Source organism: Clostridium sp. SHJSY1, assembly GCF_031626875.1.
Lineage (GTDB): Bacteria > Bacillota > Clostridia > Clostridiales > Clostridiaceae > Clostridium.
In genome coordinates this window covers 131,406-153,072 of sequence record NZ_JANDMF010000005.1, presented here as the reverse complement: position 1 = coordinate 153,072, position 21,667 = coordinate 131,406, and the positions used below count along the sequence as shown (strand labels likewise).

Sequence of the window (21,667 nt, the reverse complement as noted above, 5' to 3'; positions counted from 1 at the left end):
TCCAGGAAAATTAACACTAACAAATTGCCAAGCAAGTGGTAATGGTGGAAATGATTTTGAAAAGGTAAAAAACACTACAGGAACATCTGGAACAGAACAATCTAAATTAGATGGAACTTATTATATAAAAAATGTTCATAGTGGATTATATTTAGATATAGAAAATGGTTTATTTGCTAATGGTACAAATCTTAGACAATGGGGATTAAATAAATATGATGCACAAAAGTTCAAATTAGTATCAGAAGGAAATGGAATTTATCACATATTAACTGGGGCATCAAAGTATAAAAGTTGTTTAGATGTTTATACTGGATCTGCTAAGGATGGAACTAATATAGCTCAATGGAATTATTGGGGTGGGGATATGCAAAAATTCAAGATAGTTAAAGTTGCTAATAATAAATATGCATTTTTAACAAAATCGTCCAATTACAAATCTTGTTTAGATCTTTATGAGATGAGTAAAAATTCAGGAGCAAACATTTGTGAGTGGAATTATTGGGGCGGAGAAGGACAACTTTGGCAATTAATTTCTGTTTAGAAAAATAATTTTCTAAGATTAATAGATATATGAATCCTAAAAACAAGACTTTGTGAACTTTCAACACAAAGTCTTGTTTTATATTTTCCATTTAGATTAAAACAAATGTATAATATTAATAAAGGTATAAAAGTGGAGGAATCTTATGGTAATGGTTTTAAGTCTAATATTAATAACAGTTGGATTAGGTGTTGCAATTCTTGTGGGAATATTTAGAGGAGTAAATAAATCTAAAAATGAAATATATTTAGCAATAAAGGATAAGGAAATGAAGGAAATAAAAATGAAAAATAAATAGTCTTATAAGTTAAAGAAGATGTAATTAGGACTATACAAATTAATTATCTATAAGAGGTAAAGTTGGAGTAAAATCCTTCTTTACCATTTTTTTTGTGTCTTGTGTTAAAGTAATAAGCATCTTTATTTAAGGTTAGGGAAGGGAGTATCAATTCTTACCATGGTTCATACTATTTATACATTAAAAGATATTTAAAGCTTTAAATGATTTACTTTTGGGTATTAATAAGATTTAGGAATATATCTTTAGCAGTTATATATGAGGAAAATTAATATTTTTATACATTTTATTGACAAAACAAAAAACTTTCACATATAATGAATATATGAACAGATATTCAGATGTTCAAATATTAAGGATTGATACATATAGCAGAAAAGAAACAAAGCATTGTTAGGGGGAGAAATGTTATGGATAAAGAAATTAAAAAGGAGTTTATTATTGAAGGATTAGATTGTGCTAACTGTGCAGCTAAAATAGAAGAAAAAGTAGGTAAAATTGAAGGAATCAGTTCAGCTAATGTAAACTTTATGACAAAAACTTTAACAATAGAAATTGAAGAATTAAATAGAGAGTCAGAATTAATTACAGAAACTACTGACATTGTAAAAAAGATAGAACCCGATGTGAAAATATTAGAGAAATCTTCAAATAAGTTATTAAGAAAAGAATTATTACTTGAAGGGTTATGCTGCGGTAATTGTGCTGCAAAGATTGAAAGAGAAGCTAATAATATAGAGGGTGTAAAATCCGCTGTGGTAGATTTTGTAGGAACTAAACTTATTATAGAATTAGATAGTCTTTCAAAGGTTAATGCAATTGTTAAAAAAGTAAGAGAAATAGTTAGTAGAATAGAGCCTGATGTTAAAGTTATTGAAATTGAAAAGAAAAATAACTTATGGAAAAATGAAGAGTATAATCATGATGAAGGTAACAAAAAAGAAATAATTAGATTTACTGCTGGTGCGGTAGTTTTTGGAATAGCAACTGCAATGAAATTTTCAAGTATTGTAGAACTAATGCTGTATATAATAAGTTATTTAATTGTTGGTGGAGAAGTAATCTTAAGGGCATTAAAAAACATTAAGAGAGGTCAAATTTTTGATGAAAATTTCCTTATGAGTATTGCGACTATTGGAGCTTTTGCTATTGGTCAGTATCCTGAAGGCGTAGCTGTTATGTTGTTCTATCAAGTAGGTGAAATATTCCAAGGTATAGCTGTTAACCGTTCAAGAAAATCTATAACAGCCCTTATGGATATAAGACCTGATTTTGCAAACCTAAAAATTGGAAATGAACTTAAAAAAGTATCTCCAGAGGAAGTTAATATTGGTGACATTATAGTTGTAAAGCCAGGTGAAAAGGTACCACTAGATGGTAAGGTAATTGAAGGAACTTCAATGGTAGATACTTCTGCTTTAACTGGTGAGTCAGTTCCAAGAGAAGTAGGTTTAGGAGATAGTATCTTAGGTGGTGTTATTAATAAAAATGGTGTTTTAACAATTGAAGTAGAAAAAGAATTTGGAGATTCAACAGTTGCAAAGATATTAGATTTAGTTCAAAATGCAAGTAGCAAAAAAGCTCCAACTGAGAATTTTATAACAAAGTTTGCTAGATACTATACCCCGGTTGTAGTTTTTGCAGCTTTAGCATTGGCTGTAATACCACCATTAGCTATTGATGGTGCAACATTCTCAGATTGGGTATACAGAGCTCTTTCATTCCTAGTAGTATCTTGTCCTTGTGCTTTAGTTGTATCTATACCACTTGGTTTCTTTGGCGGAATAGGTGGAGCTTCAAAAAATGGAATACTTGTTAAAGGAGGTAACTATTTAGAAGCATTAAATAATGTTGAAGTTGTAGTATTTGATAAAACTGGAACACTTACTAAAGGCATATTTAAAGTAACAGAAGTAAAAGCAGAAGATAATTTTTCTGAAAATGATCTTATATCTTATGCAGCATATGTAGAAAGTTATTCAAATCATCCAATAGCAACTTCTATTGTAAATGCATATAACAAAAAGATAATTAAAGAAGCAGTTCAAGGCTATGAAGAAATATCAGGATATGGTGTAAAGGCTACAGTTGATAGTAAAGAAGTATTAGCTGGTAATTATAAGTTAATGGAGAAATTGAATATATATTATGAAAAGGTAGAAACTATTGGTACAATTGTTTATGTAGTTATAGATAAACAATATGCAGGATATATTGTAATATCTGATGAAGTTAAAGAAGATTCAGCAAAAGCAATTAAAGAACTAAAAGCCATTGGGGTTAAGAAAACAGTAATGTTAACAGGTGATAATAAAACAGTTGGGATTAAAGTTGCAGAGCAATTAGGATTGGATGAAGTTCATGCAGAATTGCTTCCAGATCAAAAGGTTGAAAAGGTAGAATCTCTTGATAAAGAAAAATCACTAAAGGGTAAGTTAGTATTTGTTGGTGATGGAATAAATGATGCACCTGTTTTAGCCAGAGCTGATATAGGTATAGCAATGGGAGGAGTAGGTTCTGATGCAGCAATTGAAGCTGCTGATGTAGTTATAATGACTGATGAACCTTCAAAAATTTCTACAGCAATAAAAATAGCTAAAAAGACAAGAAGTATAGTTATGCAAAATATAATTTTTGCTCTAGGGATAAAAGCTGTTTTATTGGTGCTTGTAGCAATAGGTTTAGGAACTATGTGGGAAGCGGTATTTGGTGATGTTGGAGTAACATTATTGGCTGTATTAAACTCAATGAGAGCTATGAAAAATGATTAATTTCAAATAAAAGATAAAAGTGAGATCTAGATATAGAGATGTATTAAATATACTATGGTATGATGAAAAAATAACAACAAAAAATTTTAACTAATAAGCTAAATAAAAGCTTCATTTGCTATTGTGCAGAGAAATGTACAATAGTAAATGAGGCTTTTATAATTTGAATTTACTATTTTGATTTTTCTGACTTCAATTGCTATTGGTAATATAATATCATATTAAAATGAGAAATCTGAGATAAGAGATGGAAGAAAAGAAAGATATCATTTTTTAATATTCTCAAGATGTATTTATAGTATAAAAAAGAAGAACAATATGTGTATGAAAGTTTATTTGATAATAAATGAAAAGAGATACATTATTTGATTTAATTGATATTTCTAAAGGAGTAGTGGGTCATATGAGGAGGAGTCAAATTGAAAAAATGTTTCAAGTTCCTAATACCATTAGCTGTGTTATTGAATATCACAACTAGTGTGAGGGGGGAGTTAATACAAATAATAAATAATGATAATATAGTAGAGCAATCAACGGATAAATTACAGAAAATAAAAGAAAAAGGAATATTGACAGTAATTTCATCCAATACTGAGCCATATTCATATAAGGATCCTAAAACAGGTGCTTTTCGTGGGGTTGATGCAGATATCATAAAAGAATTAACTAAGCGATTAGGAATAAAAAATCTGGATGTAAGATACATAACATTTAGTAATGCATTAGAAGAATTAGTTAAAAATCCTGATATCGATTTATTTGGAGAAGGAATATTTATAACAAATGAACGTAAAAAGTTAGTTGATTTTACAAGTCCTATTTATAATGGAAATGAAGCAATATTGACGAGAAAAGATTCTGGAGTAAAAAATAAAAAAGATTTAAAGAATTCAACGATTGGTGTGCTTCAAGGGACAGTGTATAAAACAATAGTTGATAATTGGAAAAGTCAAGGAGAATTAAAAGATTATATTACTTTCTCTGATAACAATTCTTTAATTATATCATTAGAAAATAAAACAATAAATGCTATAATGACAGATTCTATAATAGCAGAAAATATTGTTTTTATGAAACCTAAGTCAAATTTTAGAGTTCTATCTCCAAGTCAATATAAACCTGAGATAGACTTAAGTGTAGGATATGCATTAAAAAAAGAAGATACTACATTATTAGTTGCAATCGATGAAAAATTACAAGAGATGAAAAATGATGGAACTTTATATGAAATATTAACTAAGTATGCTTTAACAGGACATTATATTCCTTAGAATGTGTGGATAGAATGTAAAGTTAGTAGGAGTTTCATATAGTTATAAGCTTTGTTTAGGACCGTAGTCCTGATTTATTAAAAACACCACTATTAATGATGATATTATGATATACTTCCTTTAATGATATTTCTAATAATGCTATTAACAAAAGAGAAAATAGGGGGGACAGTATGAAAAAATTAATAGTGATGCTTAGTGTACTAATTATATCAATTGGGTTAGTATTAACAGGGTGTGGTAAAACAAAGATAGATCCACCAGAAGTAACTGCAGAAGCTTTTTATGATATATATGTATTAGGAGATTCAACTAAAATTGAAAAATTAGGAGTAGAAAAATCTGAATATGAATCAATAGTAGAAACAGAGAGAAATGCAATAATATCAGCAATAAAAAATAATTTTACTATAGGAGGATTCACAATTAGTAATGATCAGTTAAATAGAATAGCTGATGCAGAACTAGCTGCTCTTAAGAAATTAACACCAAAGATTGAAACAACCTCAACTTCAAAAGAAACTGCTTCAGTTAAAATTGCTACAACATATGCTGATGTTGTGACAGCAGACCAAAAAGCAGCAAATGATGCTTTAGCAGAAGTGAAAGCAATGGGATTAACAAGTGAATCAGAAGCAAGAACTAAGTTTGTTGAGATTTATGTAAATAAGATAGTTGAAAATGTGAATGCGATAGAACCATCAGCAGATACAAAAGAAAAGACATTTACATTTAAGATCGAAAAATTTAATGTAGGTGGAAAAGCAAAAGATATTTGGATTCCATCAGATATGACAAGTTTTGGTACAGATTTAGGTAAAATGATAACAGGACAAAATTAATAATCTAATAATATAGCAGTATTAGAAAATTATGTTTTTAAGACTTTGAATAAAATATACACTAATTATAGTAAGACTTTAACAGGTTACTAATTTGTTAGAGTCTTTTTTTATTGAAAAAATTATTGTGCAAGAAAGGATAAAAAATAAACAAACTTAGATATTAAAACGATATCAAATTACAAATATAATTAACTTGTAGCTTGATTTAATGAAGGGAGGAATAAATATGGAATATCATTTAGCTATAGATATTGGGGCTTCTAGTGGAAGACATATTTTAGGTTACTTAGAAGATGGACAGTTAAAAATTGAAGAAATATATAGATTTGAAAATGGAATAAGTAAGATAGAAGATGAGTATTGTTGGGATTTAAAAAAGTTATTTTTAGAAATAAAAAATGGGATTAAAAAGTGTAAAGAGTTAAATAAAATACCTAAAAGTATTGGAATAGATACATGGGGAGTAGATTTTGTATTACTTGATGAGGATGAAAAGGTTTTAGGAAATACAGTTTCATATAGAGATGATAGGACAGAGGATATGATGGAAGAGGCTTTTAAAGAAATACCTAATGACATGCTATATCTTTATACAGGAATACAATTTCAAAGATTTAATACAATATATCAATTGCTAGCAATTAAAAAGAAAAGTCCAGAAATTTTGGATAAGGCAAAAACATTTTTAATGGTTCCAGACTATTTACACTTTTTATTAACAGGAGTGAAAGTAAATGAATATACAAATGCTACTACAACTCAACTTGTTAATTCATTTGATAGAACTTGGGATTTAAAGATTTTAGAGACTTTAGGAATAAATAAGGATATTTTTCAAGAAATTAAGCTTCCTAAAACTAATATTGGTGGGTTAAGAAGTGAGTTGATAGATGAATTCGGTTTTGATATGGAAGTGATTTTGCCAGCTACCCATGATACAGGATCAGCTTTTATTTCTTCAATAGGGAATGAAGTAGATAGTATACTTCTAAGTTCAGGGACTTGGTCATTAATGGGAGTGGAAAATCATTTCCCAATCTGTGTACCACAATCAATGGGATACAATTTTACTAATGAAGGTGGTATAGATTATCGTTATAGATTTTTAAAGAATATTATGGGACTTTGGATTATACAAGAAGTAAGAAGAAATTATGATAATAAATATTCATTTGCAGAATTATGTGGTTTAGCAGAAAAAGAAAAGGATTTCAAATCTTTTATAAATGTTGATGAAGATAGATTTTTAAAGCCCACAAATATGATAGAAGAAATAAAGAATGCTTGTGTAGAGACTAATCAGGTGCCACCAGAAACACCAGGAGAAACAGCTATTTGTGTATTTAATAGTTTAGTTTTGAGTTATGAAAAATCCATTTCACAAATAGAAGAAATATTTGAAAAAGAATATAAGAATATTAATTTATTTGGTGGAGGATGTCAAAATGAACTTTTAAACCAATTAATTGCAAATAAAACAAAAAAAGAAGTTTTAGCAGGCCCAGTAGAAGCAACTGCTATAGGTAATATAGTTTGCCAGTTATTAAGTAAGGAAAAGATAGAAAATTTAAAAGAAGCAAGAAAATTAATAGCAAATTCATTTGAAATAAAAATATTTAAACCAAATTAGAGAGGAGAATTATTATGAATATAAAAGAAAGATATGAATTAGCAAAAAAAGATTATGAAAATTTAGGAATAGATGTTGAAAAATCATTAGAATCTTTGCAAAAGGTTAAAATCTCTATTCATTGTTGGCAAGGGGATGATGTAACAGGATTTGAAGTAAGCCAAAATGATTTGTCAGGAGGTATAGCAACTACAGGTAATTATCCTGGTAAGGCTAGAAATCCAGAAGAGTTAAGAAAAGATTTAGAAAAGGCATTGAGTTTAATTCCAGGAAAGCATAAAGTTAATTTACATGCAATTTATGCTGAAACAGATGGAAAATTAGTAGAACGTGATAAGTTAGAGCCAAAGCACTTTAAAAAATGGGTTGATTGGGCAAAGAAAAATGGATTAGGGCTTGATTTTAATCCAACAATATTTTCACACCCAAAGGCTAGTGATGGATTAACTTTATCACATCCAGATAAAAATATAAGAGATTTTTGGATTGAACATGTTAAGGCATCAAGAAAAATTGGAGAATATTTTGGGAAAGAATTAGGACAAACATGTTTAACTAATATATGGATACCAGATGGTTATAAAGATATTCCAAGTGATAGATTAGGACCAAGAAAGAGATTAAAAGATTCTTTAGAAAAAATTTTTACACAAAAAATAGATAAAAGCTATAATCTTGATTGTGTTGAATCAAAGGTGTTTGGTATTGGAGCAGAATCATATACAGTAGGTTCCAATGAATTTTATTTAAACTTTGCTGCTAAAAATGATATTATTTCTTTACTTGATACTGGCCATTATCATCCAACAGAAGTTGTTTCAGATAAAATATCATCGATGTTACTATTTTCAGATAAAGTAGCATTACATGTAAGTAGACCAGTTAGATGGGATAGTGACCATGTTGTTGTCTTTGATGATGAATTAAAGGAAATAGCTAAAGAAATTGTTAGAAATGATGCATTAGAAAAGGTTATAATTGGTCTTGATTTCTTTGATGCTAGTATCAATCGTATTGCTGCATGGGTAATAGGAACACGTAATATGTCTAAAGCTTTATTATCTGCATTATTAATGCCTCATGATAAATTAATTAAGTTACAGGATGAAGGAAATTTTACAGAAAGATTAGCTCTTATGGAAGAATTAAAAACATATCCATTAGGTGATATTTGGAATTATTTCTGTGAAATAAATAATGTACCAGTAAAAGAAGAATGGATTGAAGTTGTTAAGAGATATGAAGAAGAAGAGTTATCAAAGAGAAAGTAGATTTATTCTTTAAAAGATTCAATATAGAGAATGAGGAGTGATTAATTATGGCAATTTATTATGTACCATCAATAAACATTATGGGAGCTGGATGTTTAAAAGAGCTAACAGCTGCTGTTAAAGATTTTGGATTTAAAAAAGCTTTAATAGTTACAGATAAATTTTTGGTTAAAAGTGGTATAGCTAAAAAAGTTGAAGACGTATTAATAGAAGCAGGTGTTATAAGTACAATTTATGATGAAGTAATACCAAATCCAACATGTAGAATAGTTAATGATGGATTAGTTGTATTAAATGAAGAAAAATGTGATTTTATTGTATCAATTGGTGGAGGATCACCTCAAGATACAGCAAAAGCAATAGGAATACTTGCAACAAATGGTGGAGATATAAAATCATATGAAGGTGTAAATTTAACAAAAAATAAGTCTTTACCAATTGTTGCAGTTAATACAACAGCTGGAACTTCAAGTGAAGTTACAATTAACTATGTTATAACTGATGAAGAGCGTAAAGTAAAAATGGTAATAGTAGATAAAAATTCAATGGCAACAATTACTGTAAATGACCCTGAATTAATGATTAATAAACCAGCTGCTTTAACTGCAGCAACAGGAATGGATGCATTAACACATGCTATTGAAACTATTGTTACACCAGGGGCTTATCCCGTGACTGATGCAACAGCTTTGAATGCAGTAAAGATTATATTTGAGTACTTACCAAAGGCAGTTAGGAATGGACATGACATAGAAGCAAGAGAACAAATGGTATATGCTATATTCTTGGCAGGAGTAGCATTTAGTAACGCAGGATTAGGAAATGTACATGCTATGGCTCATCAATTAGGTGGAGTATATAATTTACCACATGGGGTATGTAATGCAATGTTATTACCATATGTAGAAGAAGAAAATGCAAAATTTGTACCAGAAAAATTTGTTTCAATTGCAAAAATACTAAATTGTAATATTGAAGGCAAATCAGCTGAAGAATGTGCAACTTTTGTAATAGATAAAATAAAAGAATTATCAAAGGAAGTTGGAATTCCAGAAACATTAGGAGAGCTAGGTGTAACTGATATTAATTTTGATCTTCTTGCAGATAATGCAGCAAAGGATATTTGTGCACCAGGAAATCCAGTTGAATTTTCAAAGGATAAGATAATAGAATTATTTAAGAAGATTGTATAGAGGAATTAATTAAATGATTAACATATTTCACTTGAGAGCTTCTCTTAGTATTCACATAATGTAATATATTGACATAGTATATAATATATCAAATATTTTATGGGGGAATTTGAAATGGGTCATAAAGAACAAGATTGCTATTTAATAGAAGATCATAATCATGAATTTCTATCAAGTACAAATTATGCTCAAGATGATGAAAGAACAGTTCATAACCATCGTATTGCTGGAGTAACTGGACCAGCTATTAAATATGGAAAATCACATGTTCACAAAGTGAGTGTTCTTACAGATACTTTTGGTGATCATTTTCACAATATAAATGATACTACAGGACCTGCAATCTATCTTCCAGGAGGAAAACACATTCATCTATTAGCTGGTAGAACATCTGTTGATGATGGACATTTCCATGTTTATTATTTTGCGACTTTGATTCAAAATCCTAGTGAAGTACCAGAAGCTAAAACTTGTTGAATATTATGTTAAGGAGTAAGGGTTATCTTGCTCCTTTTTCTTAAATATAAAATGAATTTTATAATTTTACATTTAATGGTTTTAAATGGAAGGAATCAAATAAAAAAGGTAGAATAACATATTTAGCAAGATGTTTAAATACATATAAGTATATCGAAATATAAATATGGATAGGAGTGATTATTATGGAGTTTACAAATTTAATTACTGAAAACTTATTAGCACTTATACCGGCATTATATATTTTGGGACTTATTTTAAAAGGGACAGAAAAAATATCAGATAAGTATATACCACTTATTCTTTTGCCAATAGGAATAATAGGAGCATTAGCTTTTGGAGGTATAAGTGCACAATCAGTTATACAAGGTATACTTGTTACTGGTGCAGCTGTTTATACAAATCAACTTATAAAACAATTAAATAAAGATGAAAGTTAGATAAAGATGAAAGTTATATTAAAAATAAAATTGCTATAAATATTTTATAGCAATTTTAAAATTCCTAAATTTGGATCAAAAAAAATTATATAGCCATCTAATTTTACATGAGTACCATATTTTTTTTTATAGTATTCTAAAGTAGCATCTAGAAAACAAGGGGTAACATCTAAATACTCAGATAATTCCTCCTTAGAACAAATACCATGGTTAAAAGCTGAAATTAAGCTGGAAAGGGTAATTAATTTTTTGTATGCCCACCGTCTAGCTATAGATTCTTTCTTTTTAGAAAGGATTGAATCATTTAAAATTTCTCCATCAGTAGTATAATGATGTCCAAGTTCTTCAGCCAATATACATTTCTTTTCAGTATTAGTTTCTATTTTTTTATTTATGGCTATTACTCCATCAGAATAATAGCCCTTTGCTTCACCCTTGAAGGGAAATTCTAATATTTCAACATTATCTTTAGCTGCTTTAATAATTAATTCATCGTATTCCATACATGTCCTCCTATGAAAATAAATTCACTTATAGGGATATTATAACACAATATGCGAACGAATGTTCTGGATTAATTGCTTTTCTTTTTTGAAATTACATATCTAATAAAATTTTCTATATCATATAAATCATCCTCTGTAAATTCTTCACCTTCAAAGTGAGCAGCAAGAGTAGTTATTTTATTTTCTTTAACTAAATCATTTATTCTATTTACAGGTTTGTTTAGATGACTATAATTTTTTATTTCTGATTTTCCAAGTAAGTAATCTAAAGAGATGTTAAAGTATTCTACAATTTTTAATTTAATTTCATCATTAGGGGTACTGTTGCCATTCTCATACATAGAAATTGTAGTTTTCCCAACACCTAGAATTTTCCCAAGGTCAGATTGAGTCATATTATTTTCTTTTCTAAGTTCTTTTAATCTATCTGATAAAGTAATCATTTTTATTTCTCCTTTTAATGAATGTTCAATAATATTGTACTTAATTATATTAAACATTTAAAGTAAAAGTTAAAAATAAATATTGACAGTTCAAATAACTTGGACTAATATATTTAGTATAAGTTCAAGAAAGTTGGAGTGGAGGATGATTATGTTAAAAGAATTAAGATTAAAAAGAGGATATACACTTGATCAAACAGCTAAATTATTGGGATATAAGAGCAAAAGTGGATATTGGGCATTAGAAAATGGAAAGGTAGAACTTACAATATCAAAAATTAAAAAATTATCTAAACTATATGGAATAGATAAAATATATTTTTTTGAATAGAAAGTTCAAGAAACTTGAAAAGGGGCGTTGTAATGAAAAATACTATACTTGGGTTCAAGCAAAGAAAACTTATTGAGTTTGATTTAGATTTGAAGGACGCATTAATTCTTAGATATTTTGTAGATTTTATGGATACTGGACGTATGTCTATGATAAAGATTAAAAATAAACAATATTATTGGATCAATTATAAACATCTAAAAGAAGATATTCCTGTTATAGGAATAAAAAGTAATGATGCATTAAGAAGAAGATTGAAAAAGTTAGAGGAGTGTAAGATATTTGGACATTATCATAAACTACAAGGAGGTAGTTATTCTTATTATTGCTTAGGTGAAAGTTATCCATTGTTGGGTGTAGATTTTAAAGATAAGAAATCAGATTTTTATAATTTGGGCTCTGAAATTGAAAATTTATATGATACAGACTTAAAAGTATCACCCTCTAAGATAAAAAGTTGTAGCCTTGCTACTGAAAATAAGGAGCAAAATAATCTTTCCATTAAAGATATTAAATATACTAAAGAAGATATAGAAGAAATATGGAGTTTATATCCCAATAAAAAGGGGAAAGCTGAATCTATAAGAAAAATACCTAAGATATTGAATAAAATATCAAAAGAAGAGCTAATAAGATGTGTGCTTATTTATGCAGAGGAAGTTAAAGGAAGAAATAGAAAGTATATTTTAAATGGATCTACATTTTTTAATGGAAGATATGAAGATTATCTTCAAGAAGAAATTACAGAATTAAAAAATGAGAAGATTATAGAGGAAAGTATTAAATTTAATGTAAAACTAGAGGAGGATATGTAAGTGGATGTATTAAGAAAAATACCATATTCCACAGAAGCAGAAGAAGGACTTCTTGGTTGTATTATCAACAATGTGGACAAGTTAGAATATGCTGAAGATCTTTTATGTGTAGAAGATTTTTACTGGGAGAAAAACAAGAATATATTTCAGATAATTAGAAAATTAAATAAAAAAAATATTAATGTAGATTTAATAACAATACTTGAAGAATTAAGAGTAAGTGGAGACATAGATGCTTGTGGTGGAATAAGTTATATTACTAAACTTAGCATTGATGGGGCATTTAATAACAACATGCATGATTATGTCAAAATCATAAAAGGAAAATCTGATAGAAGAAAACTTATTAAAATTGGCAAAGAAATTGTGAGTAAAAGTTATGAAAAAGCAGAAGTTGATGAAGTTATTAGTGAAGCAGAAGATTCATTATATAAAATATCAAATGGTAAAAGTTTTGAGAGCCTAGAACCTATTGGAAAAATTCTAAAAGAAGCTTTAATAAAAATAAAAGAAAACTGTGACATAGGTGGTGGGATTTTAGGAAACACAACAGGGTTTATAGAAATAGATAAAGTGCTGTCTGGTCTTCAAAAAGGGGATTTTATAGTAATAGCAGCAAGACCATCAATGGGAAAAACAGCATTTGCTCTAAATATAGGACAATATGCTTCTAAAAAAGCATCAGTTGCAATATTTTCACTTGAGATGACAAGAAAGCAGCTTATGGAAAGAATACTATCATCAAGATGTTTAATAAATCTTAATAATATAAAAGGTGGGAATTTAAAAGAAGAAGAGTTTTCAAAACTTATATTAGCAACTAAAGATTTGGAAAGTAGAAAAATTTTTATAGATGATAAATCAACAACTTTTTTGGAAATAAAGGCTAAGTGTAGACATTTAAAGATTAAAAAGGGGTTGGATGTTGTAATAATTGACTATCTTCAATTGATTGAAGGTATGGAAAAGAGCTATTCAAGAGAACAGGAAATTGCAAGGATATCTAGAGAGTTAAAGAAATTAGCTAAGAAATTAGATATAACAATAATTGCACTTTCACAATTGTCTCGAGCAACGGAACAAAGAAGTGATCATAGACCAGTTCTTTCAGATCTTAGAGAATCGGGTTCAATAGAGCAAGATGCAGATATAATAATGATGCTTTATAGAGATGAATATTATAATAAAACGTCAGATGATAAAACTACAGCAGAAGTTATTATAAATAAAAATAGAAATGGTGAGGTGAAAACTGTGAAACTTGGGTGGATTGGGGAATATCAAAGATTTGCCCCTTTAGTAAGGAGGAATTAATAATGAATATATGTGCAGAAGAATATAAGGAATTAAAAAGAAAGACTGAAAAAAAACTTAGGGAGTATCCTTATTATTTAATATCATTAGAAAATCCGGGGCTAAAAGGCTCAACTAGATATGATGAAGTATCAACTAAAACCAATAGTTTTAATAGTACAGTTGAAAATTCTGTTATAGATGCAGATTATATGAAAAGTATGGTAAATGTAATTAATTGCGTTTTAGATAGATTAGATTCTTGTAGTAAAAGAATTATAGAAACTGCTTATTTTAGAGATGATATATTAAAAGAAGATGTACAAGCTGAGCTTATGATAGATAAAAATAGATATTATAGATTAAAGAAAAAGTCTTTAGAAAAGTTTATGATAGTATTTAGATAATTTTCAGAGAAAAAATGATTATAATTTTATGTACAAAGTTAGGTACATAAGTGAGACAATTTTATATACCAAAAGGAAAATACATGTTAGAATTTATGTATGGTGAAAAACTGTACAGAAAACCATGACAAAACACAAGTTTGAGACTTGTGTTTTTTTATATGAAAAAAAGGCGCCTTTAAAAAAGTTCATTAAAGATTTTAACCCTAAAAGGGGGTGAAAACTAAGTGACAATTATAGAGAGTTTAAGATCCTTAATAAAGGATTGTCCACATCTACAAGAATTCAATAAAGGAATAAATAATGAGAATATAGGTAATAACTCTTCTTTATATGAAATAGAAGAAATGCCTACTGAGCCTATTTTAAAGAAGTATGTAAATGGGGACAGCATAAATCAATATGAATTTATGTTTATGACTAAAGAAACTTATGAGAAGGATGTTATTAAAAACTTAATAGAAAGTGAATTTGATAAACACTTTATTTCTTGGATTAAAGAGATGGTAAATAATAAAAAGTTACCACAAATAGAGGGAAACAGACAAATACAAAGTATAGAAGCAAGCTTAACTGCTGGAGCTTCAGAAGAAGATAATTTAAAAGAACAATATCAAATTAAATTTATATTAACTTATTATCAAGGAGGAAGATAATTATGGCAAATGAAACAATTCAAAGACATCAATTAGCAGATTATTTAATGGTAGGAGGAACATATGAACTTATGGGTGCTGGATTTAGTACATTAGATGAAAATCCAACAGCTCAAGTTGATACAAAAACTTATGTTAATGATAAATCAAGCACAAGTGTAATAAAGGGATATCAAACTCAATTTGCATACACTTCAGATTTAATTAAATCTGAAAAAGCAATAATGGCTTTATATGAAGTTGGTAGAAATCAATTAACTGGTACAGATGCACAGTTTGATTATATTAGGGTAGAGCTATTTAATCCTGTAGTAGGTAAAGAAAATACATTTAAAGCAAGGAAGTTTAAAGTTACATGTGAAGTAGCAAGTTTTGCAGGAGCAGGTGGAGAAACTATAGTTGTAAGTGGTAATCTTTATGCTGTTGGAAAGGTTGTTGAAGGTGAATTTAACACAGTAACTAAGGAGTTTGTTGAAGCTTAATTTAAAAATTTTAGAAAAATAGGAGAGATGATTATGGTTATTAATGGAGTTGAACTTGAAGAATTAGATATTTTTGATGCAAATACAATTGAAAAATATGAAAAGGCTATGGACAATGTAGTTAAGAGTACACAAGAATATAAAGAATTAAAAGGTTCAGAAATAGTTAGAAAAGAATGTGAAGCTATTTTTAAATGTTTTAATGAATTATTCGGGGAGGATACAGATAAAAAGATATTTGGAGATAAGATAAATATTATAACTTGTCTTAAAGCTTTTGAAGAGTTAGTTGAACAAATTAATTCTAAACAAGATGAATTAGAAAAATTCACTTCAAAGTATTCACCTAATAGAGCTAAACGTAGAAGTAAAAAATAATGAATATTTTAATTGATTTGTTACCTGAAGAAGTAACTATAGATGGAGTTGATTATAAAATCAACTCAGATTTTCGTACTTCAATGTTATTTGAAATGATGATGCAGGATAGTGAGATAGATGAAAGTGATAGATTAATAAAAACTATTGAGCTATATTATCATATTATTCCTGAAAATATTGAACAGGCTATAGAAAAAGCATTATGGTTTTATAGATGTGGGAAAAATATTCAAAATGGTAATGGAAGCAGTAATGGCAAGAGTGAGCAAATTTATTCTTTTGAATATGACGATGATTATATATATTCAGCATTTTTAAACCAATATGGGCTTGACTTGCAAGATGCTGAAAATCTGCATTGGTGGAAGTTTAAGGCCATGTTTAAATCTTTAAAGGAAGATAATGAAATAGTAAAAATTATGGGATATAGAGCTATGACTATTTCCAATGATATGTCAAAGGAGCAAAAAGATTTTTATAGAAGTATGAAAAGACTTCATGAAATACCAAAATCTAAATCAGAACAAGAAAAAATTAATGATATAGAAAAAGCTTTATTAGGAGATGGAGACTTAACTAAGGTTTTATAATATGAAATATAGCAATTAAGAAATTTATTTTAATATAAATTTTCTTAATTGCTAATTTTTTTAAAGAAAGGCAGGTGAAATACATGTCTAGTAGTAAAAAAAATAATAAGAAAAGTAAAAAAACTGAAACTGCTGAGGTTAAAGCTGATGAAAAAGATAAATCTGCTGAAGGGGAAAAGGAAGTAAGTTATCTTAAAAAATTAGAAGAGGCTGCAAAAAATTCTTGTGAAAATATAAAGAAGTATGTCAGTACAACAATAAGTGTTATAAGCGATTTAGCAACCAAAATGGGACCTGATACAGAAAAAAAAGCTGAAGAAGTAAAAAAAGCTTATGAAGATATATCATCTGGATTACTTGAAAAGTTCAAGGGACCAGTAGAAAAAATTCTAGATATAGCATTGGATTGTCTTAATCAAATATCAGATGCAATTAATAGTGGCACAATATCTGATGATTTAGATGGTATTGCAGATTCTATAGGAGAAGTAATAGATGCAGTAGGAGAGATTGTAAAAGAATGGTTACCAAAAGTAATAGATTTATTAAAATGGATTATTGATAACAGTGCAATTGTTGAAAATGCAATTGTTGTAATTGCAAGTGCTTTGCTAGCATTAAAGGCAGCAAATCAAATAACCAAAATAACTGAAGCTATTGGGGCTATGTCAAATCCTATAGGTCTTACGATTGCAGTTATAGCAGGCTTGGTAGCTCTAATTATTAATTTATGGAATACTAATGAAGGGTTTAGAGATGCGGTAATAAGTGCCTGGGAAGCTATTAAAGAAGCCTTTTGCACTGTATGGGATGTGCTGGTAGAATTTTTTACAGAAACAATACCAGAAGCTTGGCAAACTGTATGTGATCTTTTTTCAGGAGTTGGAGATTGGTTTGCAGAAATTTGGACAGCTATACAGCAAGTATTTATAGATGGCTGGCAAGTTATAGTAGATTTCTTTACAGAAACAATACCAGCAACCTGGGAAACATTATGTGAATTTTTCTTAAGCATACCAGAATGGTTAGCAGGACTATGGATAACAATACAACAAGCATTTATAGATGGTTGGCAAGCTATAGTAGACTTCTTTACAGAAACAATACCAGCAGTCTGGGAAACATTATGTGAATTTTTCTTAAGCATACCAGAATGGTTAACAGAACTATGGGTAACAATAAAACAAGCCTTTACAGATGGCTGGCAAGCAGTAGTAGATTTCTTTACAGAAACATTACCAGAATGGTTAAAATCTATAGTTGAATGGCTAGGGAAAATACCAGAAGAAGTTGGTTATGCATTAGGATATGTTATTGGTAAAATAATAGAATTTGGTGTGTCTTGTTGGGATTGGATAACAGGCACATTATCAACAATAATAAAAGGGGTTATAGATTGGTTTGCAACACTTCCAGAAAATATATGGCAATGGCTTGTTGGTGTAATAAATAATATATTTTCGTTTGGGACAAGTATATGGAATTGGATAACAAGCACATTATCAACAATAATAAAGGGGATTATAGATTGGTTTGCAACACTTCCAAGTAACATATGGCAATGGCTTGTTGGTGTAATAAATAATATATCTTCATTTGGTACAAGCGTGTGGAATTGGATAACAGGCACACTATCATCAATTATAAGTGGAATTATTGGATGGTTTAGTAAACTTCCAGGAGAAATTTGGAATTGGTTAGTTAATGCATTTAATAATGTTGTTCAATGGGGAGCAAATATCTATAATAGTGCAGTGCAATCAGTATCAAGTATGATAAGTTCTGTAATAAGTTGGTTTGCTAATTTACCAGGTTCTATATGGCAATCTCTTTGTAGTGTAGTAGGTAATTTAGTACAATGGGGAAATAATATGATACAAAGTGGTGCTTCAGCTGCTTCAGGGTTATTTAATTCAATTATAAATATTATTTCTGGATTACCAAGTCAGATGGGATCTATTGGCTCAAATATTGTTAAAGGAATATGGGATGGTATTACAGGAATGGCTTCATGGCTTAAAGATAAGGTTTCTGGATTTGTCAGTGGATTTGTAGGTGGAATTAAAGATGCACTTGGTATTCATTCTCCATCAAGACTTATGAGAGATTTAATAGGCAAAAATATAGTCAAAGGAATAGGTGTAGGTATAGAAGTTGAGACACCAAACCTTCAAAAAGATATTATTAGTAATATAGCTGGACTAACATCAAAAATGAAGACTGCTGTTAATTACGAAACATCAAAACTTTCAAGTAGTGTAATTGATTTTGGTAATAATTTTAATACTGGATCAAATATTGTTACAAATAATGAAAATGGTATAACCCAAAATATCACAATAACTCAACCAGTTAAATCTCCAAGTGAAACTGCTAGAGCAATAAGACGAGCAGGGAGGGAATTAGCTTTTGGATAAGTATAGTTTGAATATGAAATTAGAATGTGGTGAAGAGAATAATAAAAGGCTTTTAGAAATAAGTAGTGATTCTGAATATAAACTTCTTGAAGTAGAAGGTCTTGAAAGTTCAGATTATGATGTTAATATTTCAAGTAATTCGCAATATGATGGAGGAATTTTAGATAGTAAAAAGATATCATCTCGTAGTATTACTTTTTCAGCAGAGTATACTGGAAGAGATAATATATCAAAAGAGAGAGATGGGTTAATTTCATTTTTTAACCCTAAAAAGACTGGGGTACTTATTGTAGACTGCGGAAGTGGAGCTCGTAAAATTTCTTATGAGGTTGAAAGTTTTAAAATAAAACAATCAAATATAAATGATCCATTAGGTTTTTTAGTTACACTAATTTGTCCTGATCCATATTTTGAAGATATAAATGATTTACAAGAAATTATTGCAGTTTGGTCTGGTGGGTTAGAATTTGATTTTTCCTTACCATTGTCATTTAAGACAAGAAATTCTGGAGAAAGTGGGGGAGTTTCAAAAGAAGTAATAGTTGGAGGACATGTTGAAACACCATTGGAAATAGAATTCGAAGGACCAGCAGAGCAGCCCAAGGTAACTAATGTAACTACAGGAGAATTTATTACAGTAAATCAAACACTTAAAGAGAATGAAATATTATATATTAATACTGCTTATGGCAATAAAAAAGTTAAAATAATTACTAATAAAGGAGAAAAAAATGCGTTTAATTATATTGATTTAAACTCAACCTTTTTTAGTTTAATTCCTGGAAAAAACACAATTGAGTATACAAATAGTAACGCAACTTTAACTGAACAAAATGTATGTATAAAATATAAAAATAAATATTTAGGAATCTAGGAGGTGACAGTATGGAATATAGTGGCTTTTTTAATGGAAGCTATAAATATGGACAGGAAGAATTTAGTAGGTATTATGAAAATATCTATTCCAATGGAGTGAGCTTTGATGATGATAGTCATATGACTCTAAAAGTAACTAATGATGGTTCTCAATTAAAGGTAGCATCAGGATTTGCTATTATAAAAGGATACTATTTTTATAACAAAGAAACAAAAGTTTTAAATATATCTAAGCCAATGACTGGAAAGAGAATAGATAGAATTGTAATAAAATTAAATTCAACAGTAGGTAGTAGTTCTATGAGTATAGAATTAAAGGCTGGATCTGATGCAAAAGCACCTGACCTTATAAGAAGTAACAATGTTTATGAATTGTCTTTAGCTAGTGTAACTATTGATAGTATAGGAAATATAACAGTTGTAGATGAAAGAATGGATGATAGTCTTTGTGGTGGAATAAGGCCAAGAAATGTATCAGCATATAATGATATGATAGCTAAAATGGATGATGATTTTAAGAACTGGATGAATAAAACACAAAATAAGGCAAGAGAAATATATATACAAGGCAATAAGCCAGAAGAAAGTGTGAGTGGTTCTATATGGATACAAATATCAGCAACATAAGAATATTTGATAAAGATATTAATTTTTTAGGAGAAGTGGATGATTTCACTTCTCTTTTCTTTATAAGAAAATGGGATACTTATGGTGAATTTGAGTTCCATCTTAATAAAATTGATAGAGATTTAATAAAAAAAGGCAATATTATTATGATTGATAATGATGGGAATAAGGCTGGAATAATAGAATATATAGAAATAGATGAAGAAAATGGTCAAGATATAAAAGTCAAAGGATATAGTTTGTTGTATATGCTTACATTTAGGCTTACAATTCCTCCCGCAAACTGTCATAATCAAAATTTTAGTAATCTTGCAGTTGGAGAAATTTTAAATACATTAGTAAAAGTTAATTCGATTAATACTTCAGAAGAGAGAATTATTGATAACTTAATAATAGAAAATATAGATTCAAATATAACAAAAGAGTCAAAAAATATAATTAAAGCTTTTGAGACAAGATATGCAAATCTATGTGACGAATTAACAAAGTTATGTAAAACTAATGGATTAGGAATTACAATAGATTTAGATTATATAGGGAAAAGATTTATATTCAAGGTACTAGAAGGTAGAGATTTAAGTGTAACTCAAAGAGAAAATTCTCCAGCAATCTTTTCAGTTGAGTATGATAATGTGAAGAAACAAAATTATATTGAAAGTAATGTTGGGTATAAAAGTTGTGCATATATAGCTCCAAATAAATCAGCAGAAGAAAAGGATATTATTATAATTCATGATGAAATTAAGGGAATAGATAGAAGGGAAATAGTTATTGATGCTAGCAATTCAGCATTTAAAGATCAGCTTGGAACTTTGGGAGAACAAAAACTAGATGAAAAGAAAGCAATACAATCTTATGAGTGTGAAGTTGACCCAATTGGATATAAAGATATATGGGATTTAGGAGATATAGTAACTACTGTAAGCAAAAAGTATGAGTTTAAATTTGATAATAGGGTTAGTGAAGTTAAAGAAATATATGAGTCAAAGACAATAAAAATAGAACCAACTTTTGGGAGTGTTCAGTTAACAGTACTAGACATAATAAATAATGAAGATACTAAAGATTTAAAAGTGAGTAATTAGTGAACTTTAGTACAAACA

General features: G+C 28.7%; 24 protein-coding genes. 22 read left to right on the top strand and 2 right to left on the bottom strand.

Translation table 11 applies throughout. The features are described 5' to 3' along the window. From NNC19_RS04990 to NNC19_RS04945, 10 genes are all read left to right on the top strand, one after another. Positions 1-544: RICIN domain-containing protein (locus tag NNC19_RS04990; RefSeq protein WP_310937518.1), on the top strand; the 544-nt coding region annotated here is incomplete at its 5' end. 145 nt (positions 545-689) lie between these two features. Beyond that, on the top strand, positions 690-842 hold the full coding sequence (locus tag NNC19_RS04985; protein WP_310937517.1) for a hypothetical protein: 153 nt from the start codon (positions 690-692) through the stop codon (positions 840-842). Positions 843-1,252: 410 nt separating this feature from the next. Further along, positions 1,253-3,613 (top strand): heavy metal translocating P-type ATPase, encoded by a 2,361-nt coding sequence (locus tag NNC19_RS04980; RefSeq protein WP_310937516.1) that lies wholly within the window; start codon positions 1,253-1,255, stop codon positions 3,611-3,613. Positions 3,614-4,032: 419 nt separating this feature from the next. Then, positions 4,033-4,884, top strand: coding sequence for an ABC transporter substrate-binding protein (locus tag NNC19_RS04975; protein WP_310937515.1), 852 nt, complete (start codon positions 4,033-4,035; stop codon positions 4,882-4,884). Between the two features lie 173 nt (positions 4,885-5,057). Further along, entirely contained in the window at positions 5,058-5,726 is a 669-nt protein-coding gene (locus NNC19_RS04970; RefSeq protein WP_310937514.1) for a hypothetical protein, read from the top strand. A 229-nt stretch (positions 5,727-5,955) separates the two neighbouring features. After that, positions 5,956-7,359 (top strand): rhamnulokinase, encoded by a 1,404-nt coding sequence (gene rhaB / locus NNC19_RS04965; protein ID WP_310937513.1) that lies wholly within the window; start codon positions 5,956-5,958, stop codon positions 7,357-7,359. A gap of 14 nt (positions 7,360-7,373) precedes the next feature. Continuing rightward, complete coding sequence (gene rhaA / locus NNC19_RS04960; protein ID WP_310937512.1) at positions 7,374-8,630, top strand: L-rhamnose isomerase; 1,257 nt, start codon at positions 7,374-7,376, stop codon at positions 8,628-8,630. A gap of 47 nt (positions 8,631-8,677) precedes the next feature. Then, on the top strand, positions 8,678-9,823 hold the full coding sequence (locus NNC19_RS04955) for an iron-containing alcohol dehydrogenase (protein WP_310937511.1): 1,146 nt from the start codon (positions 8,678-8,680) through the stop codon (positions 9,821-9,823). Between the two features lie 114 nt (positions 9,824-9,937). After that, positions 9,938-10,300: a YmaF family protein gene (locus tag NNC19_RS04950; RefSeq protein WP_310937510.1), complete on the top strand. Its 363-nt coding sequence runs from the start codon at positions 9,938-9,940 to the stop codon at positions 10,298-10,300. A gap of 185 nt (positions 10,301-10,485) precedes the next feature. Then, a complete protein-coding gene (locus NNC19_RS04945; RefSeq protein ID WP_310937509.1) occupies positions 10,486-10,740 on the top strand; it encodes a phage holin family protein in 255 nt (84 codons plus the stop codon). A gap of 44 nt (positions 10,741-10,784) precedes the next feature. Here the strand turns inward: NNC19_RS04945 and NNC19_RS04940 are convergent, their stop codons facing one another. Together NNC19_RS04940 and NNC19_RS04935 are read right to left on the bottom strand one after the other, a co-directional pair. Next, positions 10,785-11,243: an ImmA/IrrE family metallo-endopeptidase gene (locus NNC19_RS04940; protein WP_310937508.1), complete on the bottom strand. Its 459-nt coding sequence runs from the start codon at positions 11,241-11,243 to the stop codon at positions 10,785-10,787. A 71-nt stretch (positions 11,244-11,314) separates the two neighbouring features. Next, positions 11,315-11,689 carry a helix-turn-helix domain-containing protein gene (locus tag NNC19_RS04935; protein ID WP_310937507.1) on the bottom strand — a complete coding sequence of 125 codons (375 nt, stop codon included), beginning with the start codon at positions 11,687-11,689 and terminating at the stop codon, positions 11,315-11,317. A gap of 151 nt (positions 11,690-11,840) precedes the next feature. On the opposite strand from NNC19_RS04935, the gene NNC19_RS04930 reads away from it, so the two are divergent. The 12 genes from NNC19_RS04930 to NNC19_RS04875 all read left to right on the top strand — a co-directional run bounded on the left by NNC19_RS04930 (position 11,841) and on the right by NNC19_RS04875 (position 21,649). Then, complete coding sequence (locus NNC19_RS04930) at positions 11,841-12,020, top strand: helix-turn-helix transcriptional regulator (protein ID WP_310937506.1); 180 nt, start codon at positions 11,841-11,843, stop codon at positions 12,018-12,020. Positions 12,021-12,052: 32 nt separating this feature from the next. Then, entirely contained in the window at positions 12,053-12,835 is a 783-nt protein-coding gene (locus tag NNC19_RS04925; protein ID WP_310937505.1) for a hypothetical protein, read from the top strand. Continuing rightward, positions 12,836-14,149, top strand: coding sequence for a replicative DNA helicase (gene dnaB, locus NNC19_RS04920; RefSeq protein ID WP_310937504.1), 1,314 nt, complete (start codon positions 12,836-12,838; stop codon positions 14,147-14,149). A gap of 2 nt (positions 14,150-14,151) precedes the next feature. Beyond that, positions 14,152-14,535, top strand: a complete 384-nt coding sequence (locus tag NNC19_RS04915) for a nitroreductase (RefSeq protein ID WP_310937503.1) — start codon at positions 14,152-14,154, stop codon at positions 14,533-14,535. A 227-nt stretch (positions 14,536-14,762) separates the two neighbouring features. Continuing rightward, positions 14,763-15,191, top strand: coding sequence for a chloramphenicol resistance protein (locus NNC19_RS04910; RefSeq protein ID WP_310937502.1), 429 nt, complete (start codon positions 14,763-14,765; stop codon positions 15,189-15,191). 2 nt (positions 15,192-15,193) lie between these two features. Continuing rightward, the gene (locus NNC19_RS04905) at positions 15,194-15,673 is read left to right on the top strand and encodes a hypothetical protein (RefSeq protein WP_310937501.1); all 480 of its coding nucleotides are present in this window, start codon (positions 15,194-15,196) and stop codon (positions 15,671-15,673) included. Positions 15,674-15,706: 33 nt separating this feature from the next. Next, positions 15,707-16,051: a DUF6673 family protein gene (locus NNC19_RS04900; protein ID WP_310937500.1), complete on the top strand. Its 345-nt coding sequence runs from the start codon at positions 15,707-15,709 to the stop codon at positions 16,049-16,051. After that, complete coding sequence (locus NNC19_RS04895) at positions 16,051-16,644, top strand: bacteriophage Gp15 family protein (RefSeq protein ID WP_310937499.1); 594 nt, start codon at positions 16,051-16,053, stop codon at positions 16,642-16,644. The genes NNC19_RS04900 and NNC19_RS04895 overlap by 1 nt, the downstream gene beginning before the upstream one ends. A gap of 83 nt (positions 16,645-16,727) precedes the next feature. Next, positions 16,728-19,061, top strand: coding sequence for a hypothetical protein (locus NNC19_RS04890; RefSeq protein ID WP_310937498.1), 2,334 nt, complete (start codon positions 16,728-16,730; stop codon positions 19,059-19,061). Beyond that, positions 19,054-19,935, top strand: a complete 882-nt coding sequence (locus NNC19_RS04885; protein WP_310937497.1) for a phage distal tail protein — start codon at positions 19,054-19,056, stop codon at positions 19,933-19,935. The genes NNC19_RS04890 and NNC19_RS04885 overlap by 8 nt, the downstream gene beginning before the upstream one ends. An 11-nt stretch (positions 19,936-19,946) precedes the next feature. Beyond that, positions 19,947-20,564, top strand: coding sequence for a hypothetical protein (locus NNC19_RS04880; protein WP_310937496.1), 618 nt, complete (start codon positions 19,947-19,949; stop codon positions 20,562-20,564). Next, positions 20,540-21,649: a siphovirus ReqiPepy6 Gp37-like family protein gene (locus NNC19_RS04875; protein ID WP_310937495.1), complete on the top strand. Its 1,110-nt coding sequence runs from the start codon at positions 20,540-20,542 to the stop codon at positions 21,647-21,649. Before NNC19_RS04880 ends, NNC19_RS04875 begins: the two co-directional genes overlap by 25 nt. Positions 21,650-21,667 lie beyond the last annotated feature (18 nt).

Bases quoted from the DNA above. Each gene is read 5' to 3' on its own strand.
- NNC19_RS04930 (WP_310937506.1), top strand. From the start codon at position 11,841: ATGTTAAAAGAATTAAGATTAAAAAGAGGATATACACTTGATCAAACA.
- NNC19_RS04945 (WP_310937509.1), top strand. From the start codon at position 10,486: ATGGAGTTTACAAATTTAATTACTGAAAACTTATTAGCACTTATACCG.
- NNC19_RS04985 (WP_310937517.1), top strand. From the start codon at position 690: ATGGTAATGGTTTTAAGTCTAATATTAATAACAGTTGGATTAGGTGTT.
- NNC19_RS04895 (WP_310937499.1), top strand. From the start codon at position 16,051: ATGAATATTTTAATTGATTTGTTACCTGAAGAAGTAACTATAGATGGA.
- NNC19_RS04935 (WP_310937507.1), bottom strand. From the start codon at position 11,689: ATGATTACTTTATCAGATAGATTAAAAGAACTTAGAAAAGAAAATAAT.
- NNC19_RS04900 (WP_310937500.1), top strand. From the start codon at position 15,707: ATGGTTATTAATGGAGTTGAACTTGAAGAATTAGATATTTTTGATGCA.
- NNC19_RS04940 (WP_310937508.1), bottom strand. From the start codon at position 11,243: ATGGAATACGATGAATTAATTATTAAAGCAGCTAAAGATAATGTTGAA.
- NNC19_RS04955 (WP_310937511.1), top strand. From the start codon at position 8,678: ATGGCAATTTATTATGTACCATCAATAAACATTATGGGAGCTGGATGT.
- NNC19_RS04950 (WP_310937510.1), top strand. From the start codon at position 9,938: ATGGGTCATAAAGAACAAGATTGCTATTTAATAGAAGATCATAATCAT.
- NNC19_RS04905 (WP_310937501.1), top strand. From the start codon at position 15,194: ATGGCAAATGAAACAATTCAAAGACATCAATTAGCAGATTATTTAATG.
- NNC19_RS04970 (WP_310937514.1), top strand. From the start codon at position 5,058: ATGAAAAAATTAATAGTGATGCTTAGTGTACTAATTATATCAATTGGG.
- rhaB (WP_310937513.1), top strand. From the start codon at position 5,956: ATGGAATATCATTTAGCTATAGATATTGGGGCTTCTAGTGGAAGACAT.
- rhaA (WP_310937512.1), top strand. From the start codon at position 7,374: ATGAATATAAAAGAAAGATATGAATTAGCAAAAAAAGATTATGAAAAT.
- NNC19_RS04890 (WP_310937498.1), top strand. From the start codon at position 16,728: ATGTCTAGTAGTAAAAAAAATAATAAGAAAAGTAAAAAAACTGAAACT.
- NNC19_RS04875 (WP_310937495.1), top strand. From the start codon at position 20,540: ATGGATACAAATATCAGCAACATAAGAATATTTGATAAAGATATTAAT.
- NNC19_RS04880 (WP_310937496.1), top strand. From the start codon at position 19,947: ATGGAATATAGTGGCTTTTTTAATGGAAGCTATAAATATGGACAGGAA.
- NNC19_RS04915 (WP_310937503.1), top strand. From the start codon at position 14,152: ATGAATATATGTGCAGAAGAATATAAGGAATTAAAAAGAAAGACTGAA.
- NNC19_RS04925 (WP_310937505.1), top strand. From the start codon at position 12,053: ATGAAAAATACTATACTTGGGTTCAAGCAAAGAAAACTTATTGAGTTT.
- NNC19_RS04980 (WP_310937516.1), top strand. From the start codon at position 1,253: ATGGATAAAGAAATTAAAAAGGAGTTTATTATTGAAGGATTAGATTGT.